This is a genomic window from Victivallis sp. Marseille-Q1083, from assembly GCF_903645315.1.
Classification (GTDB): Bacteria; Verrucomicrobiota; Lentisphaeria; order Victivallales; family Victivallaceae; genus UMGS1518.
Genome location: NZ_CAHJXL010000001.1, coordinates 2,797,624 through 2,820,748, shown reverse-complemented (window position 1 = coordinate 2,820,748; position 23,125 = coordinate 2,797,624). Strand labels below are relative to the sequence as shown.

The 23,125-nt window shown below is 59.5% G+C and carries 17 protein-coding genes; 8 read left to right on the top strand and 9 right to left on the bottom strand.

Going from position 1 to position 23,125, the window contains the following annotated elements; genetic code table 11:
• Positions 1 to 4 precede the first annotated feature (4 nt).
• Both HWX74_RS11605 and iorA read left to right on the top strand, forming a co-directional pair.
• Positions 5 to 1,309, top strand: coding sequence for a phenylacetate--CoA ligase family protein (locus tag HWX74_RS11605; RefSeq protein WP_176013696.1), 1,305 nt, complete (start codon positions 5 to 7; stop codon positions 1,307 to 1,309).
• Entirely contained in the window at positions 1,306 to 3,057 is a 1,752-nt protein-coding gene (gene iorA, locus HWX74_RS11600; protein ID WP_217704933.1) for an indolepyruvate ferredoxin oxidoreductase subunit alpha, read from the top strand. Before HWX74_RS11605 ends, iorA begins: the two co-directional genes overlap by 4 nt.
• 237 nt (positions 3,058 to 3,294) lie before the next feature.
• Here the strand turns inward: iorA and HWX74_RS11595 are convergent, their stop codons facing one another.
• The 3 genes from HWX74_RS11595 to HWX74_RS11585 all read right to left on the bottom strand — a co-directional run bounded on the left by HWX74_RS11595 (position 3,295) and on the right by HWX74_RS11585 (position 8,310).
• Complete coding sequence (locus tag HWX74_RS11595; protein ID WP_176013695.1) at positions 3,295 to 5,520, bottom strand: hypothetical protein; 2,226 nt, start codon at positions 5,518 to 5,520, stop codon at positions 3,295 to 3,297.
• Positions 5,521 to 5,699: 179 nt separating this feature from the next.
• The gene (locus tag HWX74_RS11590; RefSeq protein ID WP_176013694.1) at positions 5,700 to 7,553 is read right to left on the bottom strand and encodes a beta-N-acetylhexosaminidase; all 1,854 of its coding nucleotides are present in this window, start codon (positions 7,551 to 7,553) and stop codon (positions 5,700 to 5,702) included.
• A 13-nt stretch (positions 7,554 to 7,566) separates the two neighbouring features.
• A complete protein-coding gene (locus HWX74_RS11585; protein ID WP_176013693.1) occupies positions 7,567 to 8,310 on the bottom strand; it encodes a metallophosphoesterase in 744 nt (247 codons plus the stop codon).
• Positions 8,311 to 8,547: 237 nt separating this feature from the next.
• Between HWX74_RS11585 and hydF the strand changes: the two genes are divergently transcribed.
• Complete coding sequence (gene hydF, locus HWX74_RS11575; protein ID WP_176013691.1) at positions 8,548 to 9,771, top strand: [FeFe] hydrogenase H-cluster maturation GTPase HydF; 1,224 nt, start codon at positions 8,548 to 8,550, stop codon at positions 9,769 to 9,771.
• Between the two features lie 151 nt (positions 9,772 to 9,922).
• Here hydF and HWX74_RS11570 read toward each other — a convergent pair whose 3' ends face one another.
• The 6 genes from HWX74_RS11570 to eda form a co-directional block, all read right to left on the bottom strand.
• Entirely contained in the window at positions 9,923 to 11,653 is a 1,731-nt protein-coding gene (locus tag HWX74_RS11570) for an NADH-dependent [FeFe] hydrogenase, group A6 (protein WP_176013690.1), read from the bottom strand.
• A 30-nt stretch (positions 11,654 to 11,683) separates the two neighbouring features.
• Entirely contained in the window at positions 11,684 to 13,441 is a 1,758-nt protein-coding gene (locus HWX74_RS11565) for an NADH-ubiquinone oxidoreductase-F iron-sulfur binding region domain-containing protein (protein ID WP_368506825.1), read from the bottom strand.
• Between the two features lie 104 nt (positions 13,442 to 13,545).
• Positions 13,546 to 14,082, bottom strand: a complete 537-nt coding sequence (locus tag HWX74_RS11560; protein ID WP_176013688.1) for an NAD(P)H-dependent oxidoreductase subunit E — start codon at positions 14,080 to 14,082, stop codon at positions 13,546 to 13,548.
• Between the two features lie 379 nt (positions 14,083 to 14,461).
• A complete protein-coding gene (locus HWX74_RS11555) occupies positions 14,462 to 15,208 on the bottom strand; it encodes an acyl-[acyl-carrier-protein] thioesterase (RefSeq protein WP_176013687.1) in 747 nt (248 codons plus the stop codon).
• Positions 15,205 to 16,365 (bottom strand): hypothetical protein, encoded by a 1,161-nt coding sequence (locus tag HWX74_RS11550; protein ID WP_176013686.1) that lies wholly within the window; start codon positions 16,363 to 16,365, stop codon positions 15,205 to 15,207. Before HWX74_RS11550 ends, HWX74_RS11555 begins: the two co-directional genes overlap by 4 nt.
• A 313-nt stretch (positions 16,366 to 16,678) precedes the next feature.
• Positions 16,679 to 17,341, bottom strand: a complete 663-nt coding sequence (gene eda / locus HWX74_RS11545; RefSeq protein WP_176013685.1) for a bifunctional 4-hydroxy-2-oxoglutarate aldolase/2-dehydro-3-deoxy-phosphogluconate aldolase — start codon at positions 17,339 to 17,341, stop codon at positions 16,679 to 16,681.
• A gap of 374 nt (positions 17,342 to 17,715) precedes the next feature.
• Here eda and HWX74_RS11540 point away from each other — a divergent pair, with 374 nt between their 5' ends.
• The 5 genes from HWX74_RS11540 to HWX74_RS11520 all read left to right on the top strand — a co-directional run bounded on the left by HWX74_RS11540 (position 17,716) and on the right by HWX74_RS11520 (position 23,122).
• Entirely contained in the window at positions 17,716 to 17,988 is a 273-nt protein-coding gene (locus tag HWX74_RS11540; protein ID WP_176013684.1) for an HPr family phosphocarrier protein, read from the top strand.
• Positions 17,989 to 17,996: 8 nt separating this feature from the next.
• Positions 17,997 to 19,787 carry a phosphoenolpyruvate--protein phosphotransferase gene (gene ptsP, locus HWX74_RS11535; RefSeq protein ID WP_176013683.1) on the top strand — a complete coding sequence of 597 codons (1,791 nt, stop codon included), beginning with the start codon at positions 17,997 to 17,999 and terminating at the stop codon, positions 19,785 to 19,787.
• A gap of 141 nt (positions 19,788 to 19,928) precedes the next feature.
• Positions 19,929 to 21,005, top strand: a complete 1,077-nt coding sequence (locus HWX74_RS11530) for a LacI family DNA-binding transcriptional regulator (RefSeq protein WP_176013682.1) — start codon at positions 19,929 to 19,931, stop codon at positions 21,003 to 21,005.
• A gap of 1 nt (position 21,006) precedes the next feature.
• Positions 21,007 to 22,308 (top strand): SGNH/GDSL hydrolase family protein, encoded by a 1,302-nt coding sequence (locus tag HWX74_RS11525; protein WP_176013681.1) that lies wholly within the window; start codon positions 21,007 to 21,009, stop codon positions 22,306 to 22,308.
• A 160-nt stretch (positions 22,309 to 22,468) separates the two neighbouring features.
• On the top strand, positions 22,469 to 23,122 hold the full coding sequence (locus HWX74_RS11520; RefSeq protein ID WP_217704932.1) for a prepilin-type N-terminal cleavage/methylation domain-containing protein: 654 nt from the start codon (positions 22,469 to 22,471) through the stop codon (positions 23,120 to 23,122).
• The last annotated feature ends 3 nt before the right edge of the window (positions 23,123 to 23,125 follow it).

Genomic DNA, 23,125 nt, shown 5'->3' with positions numbered 1-23,125 from the left:
CACCATGAACCATTCTCATTTTTTCCAGCCCGACGCCGAAACCATGTCGGCAGATCAGTTGAAAAGCCGTCAAAATGAAAAATTGAAGGCGCTGGTCCGTTACACGGCGGCCCACAGCGATTATTTCCGCCGCCGGTTCGCCGCCGCCGGCGTCGACCCGGAATCGTTCCGCGGCCTGGAGGACCTGACCAGCCTGCCGACGATGAGCAAAGTCGATTTCCGCAGCCAATATCCGCTCGGCATGTGCTGTGTCGCGCCGCAACACATCGTCGAAATGCACATGTCCAGCGGATCGACCGGCACGCCGGTGGTGATGCCTTACACGCTGCACGACGTCGATCAATGGGCGGAGTGCATGGCGCGCTGTTACAGCATGGCCGGCGCGGCCACCGGCGACGTCGTGCAGATCACGCCGGGTTTCGGGCTGTTCAACGGCGGTTTCGGCTTGTTCCACGGCGCCCGCAAACGCGGCCTTTTCATCCTGCCCTGCGGCGCCGGCAACACGGTGCGCCAGATCAAACTGGCCAAGGATTTCAAAACCAGAATCCTGACCGCCGTCGTCTCCTACGGCACCCGGATCCTGGAAGTGCTCGAAGAAACCGGCGATTCGCTGCCGACGCTGGAAATCGGCATTTTCGGCGCCGAAACCTTCACGCCGGCGATGAAACAGCGCTTGAGCAGCCATCTCGGCATCGAGGTGTTCGACATCTACGGCATGACCGAAACCGGCGGCATCGGCACCCTCGGCATGGATTGTCCGGCTCATTGCGGCATCCACGTCTGGGAAGATCATTATATCCTCGAAGTGATCAACCCGGCCACCGGCCGGCCGGTGCCGGACGGCGAACTCGGCGAGCTGGTCATCACCTCGCTGACCCGCGAAGCGCTGCCGGTCATCCGTTTCCGGACCGGCGACTTGACCCGGATCGCCGGGCGCGACCGTTGCGCCTGCGGCCGGACCCACGCGCGCATCGAATCGGTCAGCGGCCGGGCCGACGATATGCTGATCATCCACGGCGTCAACTTCTTCCCCGGCCAGGTGGAACAGTCTCTGCTGAAGATTCCGGGCGTACTGCCCAATTATCAATTGATCATCGAAGATCACCACGGCATCAAAAAACTGCACATCAACGTCGAAGCCGAACCGGGCGTCACCGGCTATATGATCGAGAAACAGTTGAAGGAGGACCTCGGCTTCTCGCCGGACGGCGACGTCTATCCGCCCGGCGCGCTGCCGCGGACCGAAGGCAAAGCCAAGCGGGTTTTCTATCAAAATGATGCCGACACCCCCGCCAAGGAGTCGAAATGATGCGCGAATTACTCTCCGGCAACGAAGCGATCGCCCGCGGCGCCTGGGAGGCCGGCGTCCGGCTGGCCTCCGGCTATCCCGGCACCCCGTCGACCGAAATCATGGAAACGGCGGCCGGTTATAAAGCGGACCTCTATTGCGAGTGGGCGCCGAATGAAAAGGTGGCGCTCGAAACCGCCGTCGGCGCGGCGTTGGCCGGCGTCCGCAGCATGGTGACGATGAAACACGTCGGGTTGAATGTCGCCGCCGACCCGTTGATGACGCTCTCCTACATCGGCGTCAAAGGCGGTTTGGTGCTCTGCGTCGCCGACGATCCCGGCATGCATTCTTCCCAGACCGAACAGGATACCCGGCATTATGCCAGGCTGGCCAAGATTCCGATCCTCGAACCGGCCAATGCCGATGAAGCGCGCCGCTTCATGATCCGGGCATTCGAGTTGTCCGAACAATTCGGCTGCCCGGTTATTCTGCGTTCCACCACCAGCGTCAGCCATTCGCGCTCGCTGGTCGAAGTCGGCGAACGCCGGCCGACCCCGACCGCCGATTTCGTCCGCAACCCCAGTCAATATGTGCCGATTCCGATCTGGGGCCGGGTCTTGCGCCAGGCTGTCGAAACACGCCTTGCCGAACAGGCCGCCGCCGCTTCCGCCGACCGGGAATTGAACGTCATCGACCGGCGCGGCGAAGCGCTCGGCATCCTCTCCTCCGGCCTCACGGCGCTGCACTGCCGGGAACTTTTTCCGGAAGCGTCGCTGTTGAAACTCGGCTGGGCCTGGCCTTTTCCGGACGAACTGATCCGGGAATTCGCCGCCGGCGTCAAGCGGCTTATCGTCATCGAAGAAGCCGACCCGTTTCTCGAAGAACACGTCAAATCGCTCGGCATCGCCTGCGACGGCAAAAACCTCGTACCGCGCACCGGCGAGCTGACGCCGGTGCGTCTGCTGGCCGTCAAAGCCGCGCTGGAAGGCACGGACCTCCAACCGCCGGCGCCGGTGGCCGCCGCGGCCGATTTGCCGGGCCGGCCGCCGATCCTATGCGCCGGCTGTCCGCATCGCGGCATCTTTTACGCGTTGACCAAATTCGATGTCATCGTCACCGGCGACATCGGCTGTTACAGCCTCGGCGTCTTTCCGCCGCTCAACCGAACCGATGTCATCCTCTGCATGGGCGGCGGCTTCAGCATGGCGCAAGGCTTCGACAAAGCCGGCGAAAAGCGTCCGGTCGTCGGCATCGTCGGCGATTCCACCTTTTTCCATTCCGGCGTCACCGGGCTGCTGAACATCGTCTACAACCGGGGCAAAGCGACATTGATCGTCGTCGACAACAGTACGACGGCAATGACCGGCCACCAGGACCATCCCGGCACCGGCCGGACCCTGATGGGAGAAGCGACCCCGGCCGCCTCAATCGAAAAAATCGCCGCGGCCTGCGGCGTCAAGCGGATCACCGTCGTCAATCCCTACGAACTGGACCGAGTGACCGAAGTCCTGAAAACCGAACTGGCGGCGCCGGAAGTCTCTTTGATTATCTCCCGGGCGCCCTGCCTGTTGAAAATCCGCCGGAAAATCGGCCCGCTGTACTCCATCGACCAGGCGAAATGCCGCAACTGCAAAGCCTGCCTGAAACTCGGCTGCCCGGCTCTGGAATCCGCCGGCGGCAACAAGCCGGCAATCAGCCCACAAAGCTGTACCGGCTGCGGCATGTGCCGGCAGCTCTGCCGTTTCGGCGCCATCCAACCGGAATCGTAACCGACGCCGGAAATCGTTCCCCGGGGAAGCGGGAAGCTCCTTTTTTCTAAAAAGAGGGCTTCCCGCTTTCTCCCCAATCAATCTTCCATACCCTTTGAAGATGGCATAAGCCTCTGTTTTCAATCCTTTAAGCGCGGAAAATTCCTCGAAAAAAGGTTTGAAAAAGGGCGGGGAAGAACTTTTGAAGAAAAGTTCTTCCCCGCCTCTCCAAGTTTCTACGCTGCCGGACTTTATCAGTCAGCGGTCGACGAAGATGGAATCTTCCGGGCCGGTTTCCACCGAATTGTTCCGGCGATTGACGTAACTATCCTCAGCACCGCCGTCATCGATGAAGACCGACAGCGAAGTGCCGCCGTGATAAGTGTTGATATCGGCAATTGCCGGCTGCACCGACGCATAGGTGTCCTTGCCGGCCCGGTCCCAGAAGAGACAGATCGCGTTGTGCGATGTCGCCCCCAGGCTGAAGAAAGCGCCGCCGTCATAGCTGTCGTCCCCCTGTTCGTCGATGAACAGTCCCACCGCTTCGTCCCAGGCCAATCCCTGAGCGACGCTGTGCCGGGTGCGATAGGTATCGTTGCCGCCGCTTTCCAGAAACGCGCCGAGCGCCTGATGGACGCCGAATCCCTGCGCATAGCGCGTTCCGATATACACATCGTCATCATCGCCGTCGTTGCAGCAGATGCCGAAAGCATAATAATAACCGCCGCCCTGGACGAAAGTGCCGGCTTCCAAACGGTCGCGGCCGGAACGGTCATACAATACTCCGACCCCGCCGGAGGCGTAGGGCCGCATACCGAATCCCATCCCCTGCCCCCACCCTTCAAAATGACCACGGGTGCCGTAGCCAGTCGGCTGACTGCCCTTGCAATAATAACTGTCGTCACCGCCGTCGTCCACCAGCAAGCCGACGCCCCGGACCAGACCGACGCCCTGGGAATTCTGATGGGCTTCGTAACGGTCGTCGCCGGCGCGGTCGGCCAGGATGCCGGCGCCGAAAAATCCGACGCCCTGCGCCACGCTGATCGCCCGGTAGCAATCGTCGCCGAACCCGTCCAGCAGCAAACCGATGCCGCCGAACGAACAGCCCTGTACGGAACGGATCCCGACATACTGATCGTCGCCGCTCAAATCCAGCAGCAGACCGACGCCGAAATTGCCGCCGCCCTGGGTCAGCGGCTCCGTCGTCTCATAAGCGTCGTTGCCGGCGTAATCGACGATGACGGCGGTCGGAATTTTGCCGGGCACCGAACCGGCCTGGTTGTTCAAATACAGATCGTCGCCGCCGAGGTCATAAATGACGGCGCAATCCCGGTCATGGATGTTGTTGCCGACGCCGGCAATGACGATTTTGCCGTAAGCGGTATCGCGTTCGGCGACGACCGCCTTGTCCGCCTCGCCAGCCGCCGCCTGATAGAGTGAATCCAGGAAGGTGTCCGCCAGCAGCAGACCGGCCGTCCGGGCTTGCCGGAACAACGCTTCACGGTCGATCCGGTTCAAAATCCGGCATACCTCAAGCGAACGGCAGGTCAACTCCGTATCGGGTTCATAGGTGAGCATTTTATAGAAGATGAAGGAATCCAGCAGCGCCTCGCGGTTGGCCAGCACGAAATCACGTTCCTCTTCGGAAATCCGGCTGAACGCCTGCCGGTTCCATTGGTCGGCTTGTTTCAATACCGCTTCGATGTAATCCAGATGGGCCGCCAGATCGCCGCCTTTGAACTCCGGCAGCGGATTTTCCTGCGGCGCCGGTTCGGCAAATTCCAGCAGATATTGCGCACAGTCCAACAACTTAACCGGCTGCTGCCCGCACTGCTTGATCCGGTCGACAACGCTCCGGCTGACCGCTTCGATCCGGAAAGGATTCCGGATCAGATAACTGAAAATCGGCAACCGGTAGGGATCCTGATAGACATCGGTATTCTCCAGCCGCTGCAGCAGATCGGCGAAGCGCTCTTCCCACTGGTTTCCGGCAATGACCGGCTCGGCGGTCCGCCAATGTTCCGACTCGGCATTTTCAAATTCCTTCGCGCCGGCCGGTTCCCGGTACGGCACTTTTTCGTTTTCGAAATAACGCCGGGTTTCCAACTCGAGTTCTTCCACGCTGGCCTTGCCGTCGCGGTACTTCAAAACCCGGACCGGAATTTTATCGCCGACGGCCAATTTACCGCCGCGGCTGCCGCTGACGTTGGAAATATTGAACTCGGTCGGTTTCTTGCCGTCGATCGAAAGCACCAGGTCGCCTTTCCGCAACCCCTCCTGCTCGCCGGTGGCGCCCGGCGCCACAATCGTAATCCGCCAGACCTCGCCCAGCTCCGGCTCCGCCTTGAGTTCCGGAATCGTTTCCGCCGCAACGTTCTGCGTCGACAGCCCCCACATCGTTTTACCCAGATAAGCGTCCTCTTCCGCCTGCAGCGGCAGAAGCGCCGCCGCCAGAACACCGATCTGCCAGATGATCTTTTTCACCGTCCGCCTCCTTTGCTGATTGATCATTTTTTTACCGGTTTCCCAGCGCTAACTTAGCGCCGGGAAATCCCAAATGCAAACTTCCCGCCATCAACAATCACTCCAAAATCAGCGAAAAAACAAAAAGCGCCGGGAAATTCCCGGCGCCAACTCACGCTGCGACTGCAGAAAACTCCCTATCAATTGATCAACGAGCCGAACGTCCAGTAGCGGTAACCGCCCCAGCCGCCGAACGGCTTCACCGATTCGTCCAGCGTGATGTCCAGTTCAGGAATCGACGCCACTTTACCGGTCAAATATTCATCAAGGCGCAGTTCCAATTCATCATAACGCACCAACTGGCCACCGAGACGATGCTGCATCGATTCCAGCCCGAACGGCTTGTTGCGGCTCAACCACTGATCGCGGAACTCCGCCATGAAGTACCGGAGCAGACTGCGGACCGCCGGCAGCTCCTGCCGCTGAACCCGGCGCAATTCTTCCCGGTCGCCGCGGCGGTACGCCGCCATCAGATTGCGGTGCAGCCGGGCCTTGGCCAACAGCAATTCGACCACCGTCATCGCGTAACGGATCCGGCCGCCGCCGCAATCGTTCTCATAGGGCTGCAACTCTTTCAACACCCGTTCGAGATTGGCGATGATCTCTTTGGTGACGCCCGGCCGCAATTTTTCGTTTTCGCGATAAGCCTTCCACAGCATCGGATCATCCCACAGCAGCCGTTCATTGTCGAACAGCCCTTCATCGGTGTACAGCTCCATGCCGGAGGCGATCAAATTGGCCTTGTAGCTGCCGCCGGTCAACGCCAGAAAGAACTTCTCCATCCGCTCTTCGCCGGCATCGTTGCCGTACGCCAGATCGGCGCCGTAACAGAGCCCGGCCAGCGACGAACCGTATTCGCAATAGGCGCCGTCATCACCCCACATCGTGAAAAAGAGCTCTTTGACCTTCCGTTCGGTACAGGCGTCGATACACGGCTTGACCGTGTCGACCGTCTGGCGATGATCGTACCACAACCGGCTCCAGGTCCAGACACCGCTGCCCATCAACGGTTCATGGCCGAGCGCCCGGTGCCGCTCGATCCAGTCGGCATAAAAATCCTGGTCCTTGTTGTAGTAGTCCCAGTAAACCAGTTCGACCTCTTTCGGAATCGTCGATTTGACCTCGTCGGTGATTACCGTCGATTTGTCATAATAATCGTTGTTCTTGTTGCAGAGGCGGAAATACATATCCGACCAGATCATCGGCTTCAGGCCGTGGGAGGCGCACATGTCGTTCACTCTGGCCAGATGGCGGTTGAAAATCTCATAGCCCTTCTGGTAACCGTTCAAATCCATGAAGCGGCCGCGGCCGAGATCATGGGTTTCATCCATGCCGATGTGAATGCGGCGGCTCTTGACCGCTTTGCCCCAGAAGGCCAGCATCTTGTCGATCAACGCATAGGTTTCCGGCTTGTCGACCATCAGCACCGACGCGGTATCGCGCACGTCGCCGTAGGTGCCGTATTTCAGAATCTGCTCAAGATGGCCGAGCGTCTGAATGCAGCCGATCACCTCGATGCCCAACCGGGCGCCGTAACGGTCGATCTCCTGAATCTCCTCCAACGTATAGGCGCCGCGCAGATACCCGAAATACGGTTCGCCCGGCAATTCATAGGTATCCTCGGTATAGAGCATCGCCATATTATAGCCCATCAGCGCCAGCCGGCGCAGCCAGTTCTTGACATGGCCGACAGTCATCACCGCATTGCGCGAAGCGTCCAGCATGATGCCGATCGTCTCGAACACCGTCGGATTGTCGCCCTGCAAGCCGGCCATTGCCAACGCCACGCCGCGGGCGGCGGTCGCCACCGAAGAATACGTGATGATGTACTTGTCGCCGACATCGTTGACTTTGACGCCGGCCCGGTCGGCGCCGACGAATTCCAGCTTCACCTCGCCCTGCCCTTCCGCCAGCGGATACTCCTCCGCCAGCGTTTCCAGCATCAGCGCGACGTCCTCTTTGACCTCCCGGCGATTCCAATACAGTCTGCTCATACGTTTTTCACTCTCATTTTTCTGGTACGGTTATCGTTTTGACTTTCACCAAGCCATCGCTGAATTCCACGCTCCGGAAACCGGCCGGCAAGCCGTCGAACGCCACACTGGTATTCTCGCCGCTGCTGAACAGAATACCGTCATACACCAGCGTGAAAGCCGTATGCGTGTGACCCGCCAGATAAGCGACCACCTGCTTTTCGGCGAACAGCCGCAGCAATCCGGCCCGTCGTTCCGGTTCGATATTGAAATATTCCGCCGGCTCGTCCGGCTCCTCCACAAACAACGGCACATGCGCGACGATCACCACCTTCCGCCCGGCCGCCACCGCCTCGTCCAGTTCCCGCCGCAGCCAGCAGTCCATCGTTTCGGCCGGAAGTGCCGGAGCCTGCTGATAAAGCTGCGTATTCAATACTATAAACCGATATTCTTTGAGGTCAAATGCAAAGTAATCTTTTCCGATTTTATCCCGGTAGCGTTCGATTGCCGCCACGGGATCCGGTCCGCCGATATCGTGGTTGCCCGGCGCGCAGTAAACCGGAACCGTCAGACGGTCCAGCGCCCGCCGGATATCGTCATAAGACTTCTCGTCGTTGACATGCACCAGATCGCCGCAAATGACCGCGGCATCGAAGTTGCCGGCATTGATCAGCTCGACCGCCCGCCGGAACGCCGCCAGTTCTCCCGGGTAATCGCGGAAACCGATCTGCGGATCGCAGAGCTGGGCGATCACCAATTTGTCCGTCGAACCTTCCATCACGTCGCTCCGCTCTCCAGACCGGCCAATGCAATTCCAATGGCCGGCACCGCTCCTGTCAACGCCTTCATTCCATCTTCCTTCTCCCCGTCGATGAACTCCTTTTTCATTGCCGGAATCAGCCCGGCGGCCGAAGGGGTATTCTTTGATAAATTACTCGTTTCATCTTGCAAACGCCAATCCGGAGCGGTATTTTAACGGGAAAAATGAACTGTACCGCAACCGGAGATTTTATTCATGAGTCTGAACAGCACTCCCAGTGCCGAACGCACCCACATCGCATTGTTCGGCAGCCGCAACGCCGGCAAATCCAGTTTGATCAACGCCCTGACTTCCCAGGACCTGGCGATCGTCTCCCCCGTCAAGGGAACGACGACCGACCCGGTTTACAAATCGATTGAAATTCTGCCGCTGGGCCCTTGTGTCCTGATCGATACCGCCGGGCTGGACGACGTCGGCGAACTCGGTGAACTGCGCAAAAAGAAAACCCTGGCGGTGCTGGACAAAACCGATATCGCGCTGATCGTGCTGGACGCCACCGTTCCGCCTTCCGATTACGACCGGGAAATCATCCGGCTGGTCAAAAGCAAAAAATTGCCGCTGCTCGGGCTGCTCAACAAAATCGACTGCTGCCCGGATTACCGAAGCCGGCTGGCAACGCTGGCCGAAACGCTGCAGATCAAACTGCTGCCGGTCAGCGCCGTCAGCCAATCCGGCATCCAGGAGGCCAAAACGGCTCTGGCTGAGCTGCAGCCGGAGTCGACCGACGCCCGGCCGCTGGTCGGCGACCTGGTGGAACCGGGCAAACCGGTCGTCCTGGTCACGCCGATCGACAGCGCCGCGCCGAAAGGCCGGCTGATTCTGCCGCAACAGCAGGTACTGCGCGATCTCCTGGACCACGGCATTCCTGCCGTGGTCTGCCGGGAAACCGAGTTGAAAGCGGCGCTGGTCGCCCTGTGTTGTCCGCCGCAACTGGTGATCTGCGACTCCCAGGCATTTCAGCAGGTCGACGCGGAAACGCCGCCGGAAGTGCCGCTGACCTCCTTTTCCATCCTGTTCGCCCGTTACAAAGGCGATCTGGCCGAACTGGTCAAAGGCGCCGAAGCGGTGGAACAACTGCGGGACGGCGACCGGATCCTGATCAGCGAAGGCTGCACCCACCACCGTCAGGCCGACGACATCGGTACGGTCAAAATTCCGCGCTGGCTGAAGCAGGTGACCGGCAAGGAGTTGATTTTCGACCACTCTTCCGGCGTCAGCTTCTCCGAGCAAATCAAACAGTACCGCTTGATCATCCATTGCGGCGGCTGCATGTTGAACCGTCAGGCGATGCAATCCCGCATCCGCCAGGCGGCGGAAAATCAGGTGCCGATCGTCAATTACGGCGTCTTGATCGCCTACTTGAAAGGCATCCTGCCGCGCGCGTTGAAGCCGGTACTGAACCGGGACAACCGGCGTTGACCGCTGGAAAATCCGTTTCCTTTTCCGACAGAAAAAACGCTTCCGGCGGTTTCGCCGCCGGAAGCGTTCATTTTTTACGAACCAGTCGCTTCAACTATCGGAAATCCACTTCATTCCGAGCCGCGCGGTTCCCCCTCACCGGCCGCAAGCCTCATTCTCTGGCCGTATAAGCGGTGTGGAGCAGTTCATGCGCCAAATGGCTGCCCGGTTCGCCGAGGAATTCCTTGTACAACGCTTGAATCGCCGGATTCAAATGCGATTTCCGCAACGTCTTGCCCTGATCATCCCGGTAGAGCGCCCGACGCCGTTTCTCCAGAACCGACGTGTCTCCCATAATGTACGGCTGGCCGCCGCCATTCAGGCAGCCGCCGGGACAGGCCATGATCTCAATCGCCTGATAATCGGCTTCGCCTCGGCGGATTTTTTCCAGCAGTCTCCGGGCATTGCCCAGGCCGGACGCCACCGCAACCTGCAACTTCAAACCGGCCACTTCCACCGTCGCCTCCTTGATGCCTTCCAAACCGCGCACCGCCTGGAAATCGACCGCTTGCAAATCTTCGCCGCTCAGCCAGTCGGCCGCCGTCCGCAGCGCCGCTTCCAGCACGCCGCCGGAAGAGCCGAAAATCACCGCCGCGCCGGTCGATTCGCCCAGCGGGCTGTCGTAATCGGAATCCTCCAGATCTTTGAACATGATACCGGCTTCCTTGATCATATCGGCCAATTCACGGGTCGACAGCACGATATCGACATCGCGGACGCCGTTGCGGCGGAATTCCTCACGGGACGCCTCGTATTTCTTCGCCAGGCACGGCATCACCGACACCACCGCCAGATTTTCCGGCTTGACGCCGATGCGGTCGGCAAAGAACGTCTTGGCAATCGCGCCGAACATCTGCTGCGGCGATTTGGCGGTCGACGGCATATACAGCAGGTCCGGGAATTGGTGTTCGAGGAATTTCACCCAGCCGGGACAGCAACTGGTCAGAATCGGCAGATTCTCACCGCTCTTCACCCGGTCGATCAACTCATGCGTCTCTTCCATGATCGTCAGATCGGCGGCGAAATCGGTGTCGAACACATAGTCGACCCCGAGCATCCGCAGCGCCGCCACCATCTTGCCGGTGGTGATCGATCCCGGCTCCATGCCGAAAGCTTCGCCGAGCGCCACCCGGACCGCCGGCGCCGTCTGGACGACGGTCTTCTTCGTCTCGTCGTTCAGCACCCGCCAGACATCGTATTTGTAACTCATCTCGCTCAAAGCGCCGACCGGACAAGCCTGGACGCATTGTCCGCAAAAGACACACTGCGTCTCGGCCAGCGGTTTGAATTCCGCCGGCGCCACCACCGCCTGGAAACCGCGGTTGACGCCGGAAAGCACCCCGACGGTCTGAATCGTATTGCAGGCGGTTTCGCAGCGCCGGCACATGATGCATTTGTCCAGGTCCCGAGCAATCGCCTGGCTGGACAGATCGCGGTTGTAGGTCGACTGTTCGCCCTTGTACAGCAGATGATGCAGATTCAACTCATGGGCCAGCCGCTGCAGGCTGCAATTCAAGTTCTTGGAACAGAGCAGACAATCCTTCGGATGGTCGGACAGCAGCAGATCCAGGATGGTGCGCCTGGCATTGATCGCCCGCAGCGTGTTGGTCCGCACCACCATGCCCTCCGCCACCGGCGTACAGCACGCCGGCGCCAGGTTGGGCCGGCCGGCCACTTCGACGACGCAGATGCGGCAGGAGCCGGTCCGATGCTCGACATTGAAGCAATCCAGCTTCATATGGCACAGCGTCGGAATCTTGATATCCAGCTTTTCCGCGGCTTCCAGAATCGTACTGCCCGGTTCGACCGCCACCGGCAAATTATTGATTATCAAATTGACCATAATGAAAATATCTCCCTTTGACGCCGCAACTCAATCTTTGTCGATGGCGTGGAATTTACAGTTCTGGAAACAGACACCGCATTTGATACACTTGGTCTGATCGATGAAATGCTTCTGCTTGCGTTCGCCGCTGATACAATTGACCGGACAATGGCGGGCGCACAACGTGCAGCCGACGCATTTGTCGTTGATCTGATAGGTGATCAGACTGCTGCAAACCCCGGCCGGACAACGGTTGTCGACGACATGGGCGCGATATTCCTCCTCGAAATTCGCCAAAGTAGACAACACCGGATTCGGCGAAGTCTGCCCGAGGCCGCACAGCGCCGTGTCCTTGATCACCCGCGACAGCGTCTTCAATTTTTCCAGCGTCTCCAGCGTGCCGTTGCCCTGGCAGATATCATCGAGCATTTCGAACATCCGCCGGTTGCCGACCCGGCACGGCGTGCACTTGCCGCAGGATTCGTCCAGCGTGAATTCCAGGAAGAAACGGGCGATGCTGACCATGCAGTCATCCTCGTCCATGACGATCATGCCGCCGGACCCCATCATCGACCCCAGCGCCTTGAGCGATTCATAATCGATCGGCGCGTCCAGATTGTCTTTGGTCAGGCAGCCGCCGGAAGGCCCGCCGGTCTGCACCGCTTTGAATCCCCGGTCGTTCTTGATCCCGTCGCCCAGACCGAAGATGATGTCCCGCAATTTGACCCCCATCGGCACTTCGACCAACCCGACTTTATTGACTTTGCCGGCCAGCGCGAATACCTTGGTCCCCGGCGAACCGGCAGTACCGATCCGCTTGAACCAGTCGGCGCCGTTGCGGATGATCGCGGCGATATTGGCGTAGGTTTCGACGTTGTTGACCACCGTCGGCTGCTTCCAGAGGCCCTGGACGGCCGGAAACGGCGGCTTGAAGGTCGGTTCGCCGCGCATTCCTTCGATCGAATGGATCAAGGCAGTCTCCTCGCCGCAGACGAAAGCGCCGGCGCCGTATTTGATCTCAATTTTGAAATTGAAATCGCTGCCGAACAGCCTGTCCCCCAGCAAACCGGCCTCCTCAGCCTGAGCGATGGCGATTTCCAGCCGTTTGACCGCCAGCGGATATTCCGCCCGGATGTAAATGATGCCGGTGGACGCGCCGATTGCAAACCCGCCGATCGCCATCGCCTCCAGCACCGCGTGCGGATCGCCTTCGAGCACGGCGCGGTCCATGAAGGCACCCGGGTCGCCTTCGTCGGCATTGCAGAGCATGAACTTTTCGCCATCCGGCTGCGCCGCGGCAAACTGCCATTTCTTGCCGGTCGGGAAACCGCCGCCGCCCCGGCCGCGCAGCCCGGAGGCGACGATCTCATCGATGACCGCATCCGGCGCCATCGAGGTGACGGCTTTGGCCAGCGCCTGATAGCCGTCCTGCGCCAGATATTCCTCCAGCGACTCCGGGTTGACCCGGCCGGTGTTGCGCAGGACAATCCGGGCCTGCAAAGTGCCGGACGGCCGCTCCTCATCCTCCGGATAATACCAGGAACGCTCCAGATTGCGGGTACCCGGCGCGATGTCGCCGGGTTCCGTCGCCAGAATGGCCGGCACCTGCGGCACGGTCACTTCGCCGTAAATGGTGTTGGCGCCGGTTTCATTGTCGATGACCTGAATGGTCGGTTCGCTGTGGCAGAGTCCCATGCAGCCGACTTCGACCACTTCGATGGCGTTGCTGAGATTGCGGTCGGCAATTTCCGACTTGATGGCCGCCAGAACCGGCCCGGTGCCGGCGGCGATGCCGCAAGTACCCATCGAAACCAGAATTTTTTTACGCGGCCGGCTGCGATGCTTCAACTGGTCGGCATAATCGAGCAAGGTACGGTATGAGTCTAACTTCTTCATCCGAAAATTCCTTTTTATTCGACACAATCGTTGATGATATCCGGAACCATTTTGGCGGTCACATTGCCGTAAACCCGATCGTTTACCATGACCACCGGCGCCAGGCTGCAGGCGCCGAGACAGCGCAATGCCCCGAGGAAAAATTTACCGTCCGGCGTGCTTTCCCCTTCCCTGATATTCAAATACCGCTTGAACTCGTCCAGCACCTTGTTCGCCCCTTTGACGAAACAGGCGGTGCCGGTACAGACATTGATCTTGTAGCGGCCGACCGGCTTGTCGGTAAAATAGGAATAAAAACTGATGACGCCGTACACGTCGGCCGGCTGTAATCCGAGCCGCTTGCCCACATACTGCTGCACCTCGCTCGGCAGGTAACCGAAGATATGCTGGGCCCGGTGAAGCGATTGAATCAGAAAACCGCGATTGCGCTGCGGATTTTCCTCCAGCGGCAAAGAGTCGATGTAGGCGGCCAACGCCGCCTTTTTTTCCGGATACTGTTGAAACAGACCCTGCGGGGGTTCCGTTTCCGACCGATGGCACGCACAAGTCATAAATCCTCCCAAGAATTCAAGTTGTTGACTGCCTTGTCACATGTAGCGATACCGATCCGCAATCCGGAAAGCGGGCGACGGACAGACGCCTGCGGACGCCGCCCCGGCCCGCCCCCCGGTCGCCAATCGGTTTGGCAACAGACGGATCGAACCGAATTTCAGCGCCGCAATTCCGGCCGTATTTCCCTGCCTTCAGATTGTTTTGCCGGCATAAGAAACAAATTTGAAATCATCTCTGGTTGAATGTTAAAACTAAAGTGTGTTTCGTAAAAAAACAAGCAGATTTTATAATTTTTTTCGGATATTTTAACTAAAATGGCAAGGGGGGGGTTTGGCTGCCGCCGGACGCCCGGCACGGCCTGCCGTGCACCCGACCGCGTCAGCCGATGATTTCGGCCTGGAAGCAAAGCTGTCCGGCCGGATTGTCGCCGGCAAGGCGGTAGACGCCGTTCGCCGCGCCGCCGTGCAGCGCCAGCCAATCCGGCGCCCGGATCGCATTGAGGTAATTGATCTGAATCTGCCGCGTCCGCCATTCCGGCGAAACGACCGCCAGAAAATCCTGGACAAAGCCGGCGTATTCGGCATTGTTGAGATGGCCGTTGACATCCATCAGCGACTCCCGGACCGGACACTCCAGCCGCCCCGCCTCCAGCTCCGGGGCCGGCAGTTTGTCGAGCTCGGGAAAGAACTCCGGCCGGGCACTGTTGTCCGGAAACGGCCGCGGCAGCGCCGACGGCTTCAGCGGCCGCAAACTGGCCGCCTCCAACAGCAGCCAGAAACTTGAGGCATAACCGACCCGCCGGCCGGCCCGGAACAATTCGTATTGCCGTTTGGCGAACAGACGATGGAAACCGTTCGGCCAGGTACGAACCACCACCGAGTCGCCGATCCGCAGATCCGTTTCCATCACCAGCTTCAGGCGCGACAGCACCCATGCCATCCGGTGTTCCAGCAACATGCTGACGCCGACGCCGAGCTGTTCGGCATGAACCGCCGCCGCCTCCTGCAGAAAGTCGAACCAACTGCGCAATTTCAGACGGCCCCGGCGATCGCATTCACTATGGCGGACCACCGTCCGCCACTCCGCCGCCGGCGCACCCGTTTCCTGTTCCAGTCTCTCGTTCAATTTTTACGTCCTTCGATTCGATACGTTTTCTCCAGCAATTTCCGTTCCGGCGCCCCGCTCGCCGGCCGGAACCAGACTTCGAAGCGCGCCAGATAAAACTGGCCGGGCTCCCCTTCCCGGATAAAAACATTGCAGCCGCCGGGAAACTGTTCTTCCGGATCATCCGAATAACCGGGCCGTTCCAAACTGTTGAACTTCAGTGCCGCCGGCGACAGCGCCGTCCCGCCGGTCACTTCAAACGCCTGCAAATAACACAGTCCCGGCTCACCCGGATTGAGCTGCCAGGTAATTTCATAATGGCCGGGCGAAACCTGCCAGAGTTGAAATTCCGGTTCGCCGCGGCAGCCGGCCGCCGGGGAAGCCGCCAACTCCCGCAAATCCGCTGCCGCCAGCCGCCGCAGGAAGTTGGTCGCCACCCGTTCCGGCGCGCCGGAACATTCGAAAATCTCCAGCGGCCAGTTCTCCTCCAGAAAATGGAGTTCGCTGTCATAACCGTCCCCGCCGAAGCAGACCCTCACTTCCGGCGGCACCCCGGGCCGCACCGTCTGCAACTGGCGGCCTCCCAGCGTCTCCCCGCTCAGATCGACCACCAGCCGGAACAGATAAAACGGTTTTCTCGAACGGTGAAAGCCCTGGTAACCGTTGAAATAATACTTGCCCCGCCGCACCCGCCGGGCGGCAAACCACTGCCCGTACACTTCCAGCACCCGCCACCGGGGGCTGGCCGCCAGCCGCTTCCGCAATTCGTCCAATGGCAAAGCCGGCTGTTCCAGCACATCGGCCGCCACCAGCGGACATCCGCGTCCCGGCCGCGACAACCTGGCGCTTAACTCCGCCTGCCAGGGTTCGTCCACCGCCGGCAAAACCGCCGGCACGGCATATTCCACATCGTCGGGAATGGCCAACTGGACGGCAAAACGATTTTCCCGGGACGGCAGCAGCGATACCAGCCAGCAAATTGCCGCCGCCGCCACCACCCCGTTCACCAGCAGGCGGCCGGGACGGCGCCGGTAAACATTCCACGCCACCGCGCACATCACGCCGCAGAGCAGCAATACGACCGCCAACAGCAGACAGAAAATCGCCGCAATCGAACCGACCGGCCAGAATCGGCAGGTGAAAGTAGCCAGATACAAACCGCCCACGCCCAGCGCCAACAACAAACCAGGATAATAACAACTGTCAAAATACCTGATAAAAAAAGTACGAAACCCCGACCGCGGAAAAAGCATTGATCGCAAGAAATCCTGATGTTTTTCTTTTAAAGATACAATAGAAACGAACAAATGCAAGCACAAACCCGATTCCTCAGGATTTCCCCTCCCCGCCGGTCGCATCCCCGATTCCGCCGACCATTTGCCGGGCGGAAACCGCAAGCGCCTGACGGTTCCGTAGCCCGGCCCGGCGCATTCTTCCCGCGACTGCCCCAGACCGGCAGATACGCCGGACCGGATCATGCCGCCGGAGCCGTCAAAGCGTTTTCGCGCGTTCCACCGCCGCCCGGATATTGGCGGCGATCGCCTCCCAGTTGCCGGCGACGATATCGGCCCGCCGCCCCAGCCAGGTGCCACCGACCGCCGCCACTTCGCGGACGGCAAAAAATTCCGCGGCATTGTCCAGCGTCACCCCGCCGGTCGGCATGAACTGCAGTTCCAGCTGCCGGTACGGCGCGGCCACCGCCTTCAGATAAGCCGGACCGCCGGAAGCCAGGGCGGGAAAAAACTTCATAAAGCGAACGCCCTGTTCGGCCGCCTGCTCGATCTCGCTCGGCGTGCAAATGCCGGGCACGAAATTGAGACGCTCGGCCACCGCCGTCCGTACCACCGTCGGATTGAATCCGGGCGCGACGGCGAATCTGGCGCCGGCTTCGAAGGCCAACTGCAGATCGCTCGGGGACAAGATGGTCCCGGCGCCGATGTACATCTCGGGAAACCGCTTGACCGCCGCCCGGATGATCGCTTCGGCCGCCGGCGTCCGGAAGGTGATCTCCGCCACCGGCAGACCATTCTCCACCAGCAGTTCGCACATCTTCAGACCGCTGTCCAACTCCTCCAGCTCCAACACCGGAATGATTTTGAACTTCGCCAATTTCTCCGCCACCTGCTGCAACGATTTCGCGTACGCTTCTTTCATGATTCCGATCCTTATTCTAAACTCTGTCGTTGACCAACCACTCCCGCCGCACTCCGCCGACGGCGAATTCCCCTCTCCGGGCCACGCCGGAAATTCCAACTTTCGCCGGACAACCGGCCGGCGGCCCGACCCCGCTCAAAAAATATAAGGCCGGGGAACGTTTTTTACAACTTTTTTCCAGTCGATCGCCTCATTTTTTCTCCGGCAAAACCGCCGGACGAGCGTCGACAAAAAAACAATTAAATCATTGTCGGAACTTGAATTCAGTGATTATCAGGCTAAATTATCGTGGATTTTTTAAAGGATAACTGCCTCCTGAAAAATGACAGGTTATAATGAACCAAACCAGCTTGGAAGGAATGGAAAAAAGAAACATGCAAAGACAGGAACAAGAGGTGGTCATCGCCAATTCTCTGGGGCTGCATGCGCGTCCTGCCGCTCTATTCGTCCAACTGGCTCAGCAATTTCTCTCCGAAATCATTGTTGAAAAGGATGGTGAGGAGGTCAACGGCAAAAGCCCCATCGGACTGTTGATGCTCTGCGCCGGAGCCGGAAGCAAACTGAAAATCAAAGCGCAAGGCGACGACAGCTCCGATGCCCTCGAGGCGATTGTAGAGCTGATAAACAATAAATTCGGCGAGGAGTAGACGCGAAAGTGACGTCTGAAGCAGTGCAGGAAAAGATCCACCGCGGCATCGCGGCGTCCCCCGGTTTCGCCATCGGCAAGGTGCTGGTGGTCAAAGATGGCGGGGCCGCCTATACCGAACCGCCGAAAAGCGCCATCGCCCCCGAGGCGGTTTTCCAGGAAATCCAACGGTTCGAAGAGGCGCTGGAAAAAACCCGCAACGACCTGACCGCGCTGCAGACGCAACTGCAGGAAAAAGTCAATGCGGCGGAAGCGCGGATTCTCGACGCCCACCTGCTCATTCTCGACGACCAGATGCTGCAGAACGAAGTCACGTCGATGATCCGCAATCAAAGCTGCAACGCCGAATATGCGTTTTACAAGATCGTGGAACGTTACGTCAAAGCGATCATGATGATGTCGGACAATTACATCAAAGAGCGGGCCGCCGACATCCGCGACGTCGCCGCCAGGGTGCTGGCCCATCTGCAGAATTTTCACAAGATCGCCCTCAACGAACTGCTGGACCAGCGCATCATCATCGCCGACGAACTGACGCCGTCGGATACCGCCGCGCTGGACCGGAGCAAGGTGCTCGGCTTCGCCATCACCACCGGCAGCAAAACCTCGCACACCGCCATTCTGGCGCGCTCCATGCAATTGCCGGCCCTGGTCGGCATTCCGGCGGAATTGCTCCAGACGCTGCATACCGGCGATAAAATCATCATCGACGGTTTCGCCGGCATTCTGATCACCGCCCCGGCGGAGCGGACCGAGGAACTCTACCGGGCCAAAATCGAAGAGGAAAGCAAACTTTACAGCGACCTGACCAAAGACAACCGGCTGCGGCCGGAAACGCTGGACGGCTTCATGGTCCAATTGTCCGCCAACATCGAATCGGTCAGCGGCCTGGACCAGATCGCCAGATACGGCGCCTGCGGCATCGGGTTGTTCCGGACGGAATATCTCTTTTTGAGCAAGCCGCAACTGCCGACCGAAGATGAGCAATACACCATCTACCGTCAATTGCTGGATGCGGTCGGCAACGACCCGGTGATCATCCGCACGCTGGACATCGGCGGCGACAAGATGGAACAGTCCATCCAGCGTTATGCCGAAGCCAATCCGTTTCTCGGGCTGCGCGGTATCCGGCTGTGCCTGCATGAGTGCCGCGATCTGCTGCGCACCCAGTTGCGGGCGCTGCTGCGGGCTTCGGTGCACGGCACTCTGCGCGTCATGCTGCCGATGATCTCCTGTGTCGAAGAGGTTATCGAAGTCAAGGCGCTGATCAAGGAACTTCAACTGGAGCTGCGCGGCGAAAAGCGGGAATTTGCCGAACACCTGGAGCTGGGCGCGATGATCGAGACGCCGGTGGCGGCACTGATGGTCAACAGCCTGGCCGGACTGGTGGATTTCTTCAGTCTGGGCACCAACGACCTTATCCAGTATACGATGGCCATCGACCGCAGCAACGAGCGGGTCGCCTATCTCTATCAGCCGACTCATCCGGCCGTGCTGGAGCTGATCTGGCGCTGCGCCCAGGAAGCCCGGCGGCACAACATCTGGGTCAGCGTCTGCGGTCAGATGGCCGGCGATCCGCGCTTCACCGCGCTGTTGGTCGGTCTGGGAGTCCATGAATTGAGCATGCCGCCGCAGGCGGTGGCGCCGGTCCGGCGCGTCATCCGTCAAATGCGGCTTTATGAAGCGGAAGCGACGGCCCAGGCGGCGATGAGCTGTTCGACTGCGGACGATGCGATGAAAATCGCCGTCGACTTCCTCAACCAGGTGGCGCCGGAAATTTCCCAGTTGGTCGTCCAATAAAATCTTTCCCGTTCCGGCACAAACCCCTCGGCCGCCGTGCTCCAATTCAACATTTTTCATCAAAAAATTGAAAAGGGTATTGCTTTTTTGCCCAAAATTTGCTATACTATCAAAAAGAACTTAAAGGTTTAAGTAACCCACATGAACATCGTTGAAATAGCCCGCAAATTCTCCGTTTCCCCGGTGACGGTCAGCAATGCGCTGAACTACCGCAAGGGGGTCGCGGAAGCCTTGGCCCGGCAGATCAGGGATTACGCCGGCAGCATCGGCTACCAGCCGAACTATCTGGCCCGTTCCCTGCTCTCCGGCCGGACCGGCACGATCGGGGTATGTTTATGCGTGCCGCCGGCGACGCCGTGGTTCTGCAATCTGTTGTCCCAGTTGCAGCACCGGCTGGCCGAGGAGAACTATTACGCCAATACCATCATCATCAATCCTTTCGAAAGCGGCGACCGCCTGCAGCGGGAAAAATGGGCGTTGAACTTTTTCCGCCAGATCAAAACCGAGGCAATTCTGTTCGGCCCGCTGGATGTCGAACGCTTCAGTCTGTTGCGCCGGGAATTGACGGCTCTGCCGCGGCTGGTGGTGTTCGACGCGCTCGAAACGCTGCCGGTACCGCATGTCGGGCTGGATATGTCCGGCAGTTGCGAAATGGCGATGCAATACCTCTTTCAGGCCGGACACCGCCAGATCGGCTATCTCGGCCTCAATCATTTCGACGCCACTTCGCCGTCGCCCTATACCCGGTACGCGCGCTACCGTGATTTTCTGGCCAGGCACGGTCTGCCGTTTCAGCCGGACTGGGTCATTCATACGCCTCGACTGCTGCCGGAGCCGACAATGCTGGCGGATTTGAAACGATTGCTTCTCCGGCCAGACCGGGTCAGCGCCTTTTTCTGCCACGACGACAGTTTCGCCATGCTGGCCTTCAAGGCGGCGGCAGAATGCGGCCGGCGGATTCCGGAGGATCTCGCGTTGATCAGCTTCGATAACCAGCCGAGCGCCTGGCTGGCCAATCCCGGCTTGAGTTCGATCTATTTCGATCTGGACGACTATATCGATCACCTGCTGGAAATCACGCTGGAGCTGTTAAATGCGTCCCCCGACTCGCCGCCGCCGCTCCGGCAACACCGGGCCACGGCCAAACTGGCGGAACGCGAAAGTATAATCCCGCTGGCGGAATCGCAATTCGACCAAAAATTTTCGATTGGGAGCTAAAATGAAATTCGGAATTCTGACCACATTGTTTCTGGCCGCCGCCACGCTGGCGGCGGCAGCGGAACTGGAAATTGTCGCGCCGTGGACCTTCGCCTTCGCCGGGACGCGTTTTGCCGTGCCGCCGCCGCAATCGATCCAGGTGAATCAGGAGTTTTACGAGGCCCTGCCGCTTTACCGTGCTTTGGACAACTGGACAGCGGGGACGGTCCTGCGGCAGCTGGCCGCCGCCGAGTGTTCGCTGCCCGGTGCGCTCGAAGCAGCTTCCGTGCAAGTGGAGCTGGCGGACGGCACGCCGCTGACGCAGGGCCGCGATTATCAATTTTCGGAGAAATGGGCGGCATTGGGCCGGCTGGAAGGCGGCGCCATCGGACCGGACAGCGCGGTCAAAATCAGCTATCGCTACCGGCCGATGCGCCTGGATTCGGTGATCGCCGCTCCATCGGGACAACTGCGCTATGCAATCGGCCGGCCGGCGGTGGCATTGCCGGAATTGCCGCCGCTGCAAGAGGGGGAACGCCGGTTGTTGAATGTCTTTCTGGAACCCGGGACGGAAAAATTGGAACGGACCAATCTTTACCCCATTCAGGAAACCGTCGCCGAACCGGCCAACGCGGCGGCCAACGCGGCGGCCCAACGGCGCTTCCTGCCGAACACCCTGGAGAAATTGCGAAAAGGCGAAAAAGTGCGCATTCTCGCCTGGGGCGACAGCGTCACCGCCGGCACCTATTTGCCGGAAGCGCAGCGTTGGCAATTCCAGCTGGTCGAACGATTGCGCCGGTGTTATCCCGCCGCGCGGATCGAGCTGATCACCAATGGCTGGGGCGGCCGGGTAATGCCGTCTTTCCACGCCGAACCGCCCGGATCCGAATTCAATTATGCGGAGACGGTGCTCGGCGCCGAACCGGATCTGGTGATTTCCGAATTCGTCAACGATGCGGGAATGGCGCCGGAAGTCTGGCCGCAGGCTTATTCGAAAACACTGGCCGATTTCCGGGCCCGCGGCTTCGAATGGATCATCCTGACACCGCACTATATTTACCCGGAAGGAATGGGGCTGACCGCTCAAAACGGACCCGCCCTGGAAAACGATCCGCGCCCCTATGTCGCTTTCCTGCGGAAATTCGCCGCCGACCATCAGATTGCCCTCGCCGACGCGGCCGGACGTTACGGCCGGCTGTGGCGGGAGGGAATTCCCTACAATATCATGATGGTCAACGGCATCAATCATCCGGATGGACGTGGCATGGCCATCTATGCCGACGCGTTGATGGCCATCTTCGCCGCCGGGGAGGCAAACCACTGAAACGCGGCGCAACGCCGGCCGCCGCCGGAGCAACCGGCACATCGAAAGGAGGTAGAGAGCAATCGGCGCATTTCAACGTTTTGGCGACCATTCAATCCACAATCGGGCAGGATGGCTTTTGATGAAAAATGAAATAATCAAGGAAAGAAGGGCAACACAAATGAGAAAAAATTTATTCACACTCATCGAACTACTGGTCGTTATTGCCATTATAGCCATACTCGCCAGCATGTTGCTGCCGGCTTTGGCCAAGGCCAAAGCGGCCGCCCAGTCAACCAAATGCATCAACAATTTGAAACAGGTCGGACTGTTTTTCAACTTCTATCTCAACGATTCGGAGGATCGTTTTCCGGATTTTTACTGGTACCAGAACGGCGAGATCAAATTCGGCACCGGTACCGACTGGGTCTGCTATCTGATTCCGTATATGAGCAACAATACCGAGCCGGAAACCATCCGGGTAACCGCCTACAGTAAAAAATACCCGATCGTCTGGTGCCCGCTGGATGCTCATTCCACCAACAATCCGGCCATTTACAATTGGAGTATGATCGCCTCCTATCCGTGGAACCAGCGCGATTCAAGCGATACCAATAAGATCGGCGGCAAGTTTTGGGGGGCAGTCTGGAATCAGAAAGCGTCGACGCTGGACAATCCCTCCGAACGGGCCATCACTGATGAGCGCTGCAACGTCGCCACCTACGGTTACGGTCACTGGCTGGACACTCCCGACGTCTGGTTTCCGCACAACAACCGCGTCAATTTCGTGGCGGTCGACGGCCATGTTGAAACCGGCCGTTATCTCAGTCTTTAACCC